The 1969-nt window shown below is 71.2% G+C and carries 4 protein-coding genes; all 4 read right to left on the bottom strand.

Annotated features, from left to right (window positions below):
- Positions 1-171: 171 nt before the first annotated feature.
- Complete coding sequence (locus tag G3I41_RS22255; RefSeq protein WP_164402168.1) at positions 172-501, bottom strand: hypothetical protein; 330 nt, start codon at positions 499-501, stop codon at positions 172-174.
- Between the two features lie 29 nt (positions 502-530).
- Positions 531-899 carry a WhiB family transcriptional regulator gene (locus tag G3I41_RS22250; RefSeq protein ID WP_018105532.1) on the bottom strand — a complete coding sequence of 123 codons (369 nt, stop codon included), beginning with the start codon at positions 897-899 and terminating at the stop codon, positions 531-533.
- Positions 900-1072: 173 nt separating this feature from the next.
- Positions 1073-1411 carry a hypothetical protein gene (locus G3I41_RS22245; RefSeq protein WP_164402167.1) on the bottom strand — a complete coding sequence of 113 codons (339 nt, stop codon included), beginning with the start codon at positions 1409-1411 and terminating at the stop codon, positions 1073-1075.
- A gap of 164 nt (positions 1412-1575) precedes the next feature.
- Positions 1576-1969: HRDC domain-containing protein (locus tag G3I41_RS22240; protein ID WP_203601490.1), on the bottom strand; the 394-nt coding region annotated here is incomplete at its 5' end.

Here is a 1969-nt window from a genome sequence, read left to right as displayed (position 1 = left end):
CGCCCCGGATCGCGCCGACCGCTCCCGAAACGCCCCCGGGGCCGGTCCGTCGGTCGGACGGATCGGCCCCGGGGTGGGGTGCTGCTGCGCGGGTGGCGCTGGGAGGCACGGTCCGCCGGGCGCAGAGAGCGGCTGCGTCCGGGCGGGGCCTCCGTGGCCGGCCGGGGTGGCTCAGTGCATGACGGCCATGGCCAGCGCGCGGCGGGCGCGCATCGAGGCGCGCTCCGCACGGCGCTGCATCCGCCGGGCGGAGATCAGGCGCACGGCCTGACGCTCCACGTCGGCTTCGCGCAGGCGGTCGTGCATATGCGCACGAGCCAGGGCTTCTGGAATGAGTTGCATCTCGCGGGTCCTGTTCTGACGCGAGTCGTTCGCGCCGATGATGGTGACGTCCGGGGTCGCGGAGCCGGCGGGCTCGGCCGTGGGGGTGGGGATGGTCATTGGAGCCTGGTTTCGGGGGTCGTGGGTCAGGGGACGGTCGATGGTTCCGATGCGCTTCATGGGCTTGGGGGCCGGGAACCCCACGGTGGTCACGCTGCGACCGGGTTCTTGCGCGGACGGCCACGCGGCCGCTTCCGGGCGACGACGACACCCTGGATGAAGAGCTCGCCACCCCAGACGCCCCACGGCTCGCGGCGCTCCTTGGCGCCGGCGAGGCACGCCTCGACCAGCGGACAGGTGCGGCAGAGGGACTTGGCGTACTCGACGTCGGCCGGCGACTCCGCGAAGAAGACCTCCGGGTCGTAGGCGCGGCAGGGGACGGGTACACCGAGGTTCTCGATGGCGTCGTCGAGCGCGGTGAGCGCGGTGAGGGGGGTCAAGGTGGAGTCCTCCGTGAGGCCGGGCGGGGAGATCGTGTCGGAAGGCGGTACGGACGGGGCGTGCGCTTCGAGTTGCACGGTGGTGGTGTCCTCGTCTGGTCGTTTCCGGCCTGTTGGCCGGGGGGCGGCTGGTACCAGGTCCTGCTTGTCCCGAGGCCCCTTCTCGTCGTCTCGCCCGTTGAGGCAAAACAAAAGGGCCGCGGATCCCGAGTGGGGTTCCGCGGCCCTGAAGGCGCCGGCCTGATGCTGGATCAGGCTGGATCACTCCAGGGTTCAGGCCCACGGAAGGCCCACATCGTGTGGTGGTGCTTCGTCTGCTCGGTGACGCCGGCTTCCGCTCCCGCACCGACGGCCGCAAAGGCATAGGCCGGGGCCTGTCCCTTCGCTCCTGCTGCTGCCGGTGCCTGGGTCGGTCGCTCATTGCGCTCCCGCACGGGAAGGCCGGCCAGGGACATCGGAATGACGGCGGAGACGCCGGACACACCGGTGGCGCGCAGGGAGGACTTCGGGGCACGGGCGAGGAGGCCGAGCGAGCAGGCGGAGACGACCGAGAGATCGGTCATTTTGTTGGTCTCGATGATGCTGATCACTTCAATCGCCTCCTCTCGGCGTCTCGGGGGACCGGCGGGCCGGTCCTGCGTATTCGGATAAGTACAGCACGGATCCAGGGCTTCAGAGAAGCCGCTGTTTCCGTGGTTAAGAACCTATGGTGATGACTGGGGCGGGCGCAAACTATTTTTCCGACGAGTTTTTCTCACATCTCCCCGGCTGCCTCCGCCTCACCCTCGCGCCCGTCTCCACCTGCGCAGATGCCCAGAACGGCGGCGCCGAAGCGGCCCAGCTTCCGCGCGCCGACCCCAGGGATCCCGGCCAGTTCGCCCTCGCTGCCGGGCACCGCCTCCGCGATGGCCATCAGCGTCCGGTCGGTGAACACGCAGTAGGCGGGCTGGCCGATCTCCCGCGCCCGGGCCGCCCGCCAGTCGTGCAGCCGCTCGTACAGCGCCTCGTCCATGTCGGACGGGCAGTCGTCGCAGCGCATCAGCTTCATCTCGCCGGCGTCCGTCAAGGTCTTGCCGCAGACCCGGCACCGGGCCGGCGTCCGGGGCTTCCGCCTGGCCGCCGCCGGCCGCCCCCCGCCGCCGGGGCCG

The sequence above is a fragment of the Streptomyces sp. SID9727 genome (assembly GCF_010550605.1).
Taxonomy (GTDB): domain Bacteria; phylum Actinomycetota; class Actinomycetes; order Streptomycetales; family Streptomycetaceae; genus Streptomyces.
Note: the sequence above shows the minus strand (reverse complement) of the source record. Positions and strands in the feature narration are given on the sequence as shown.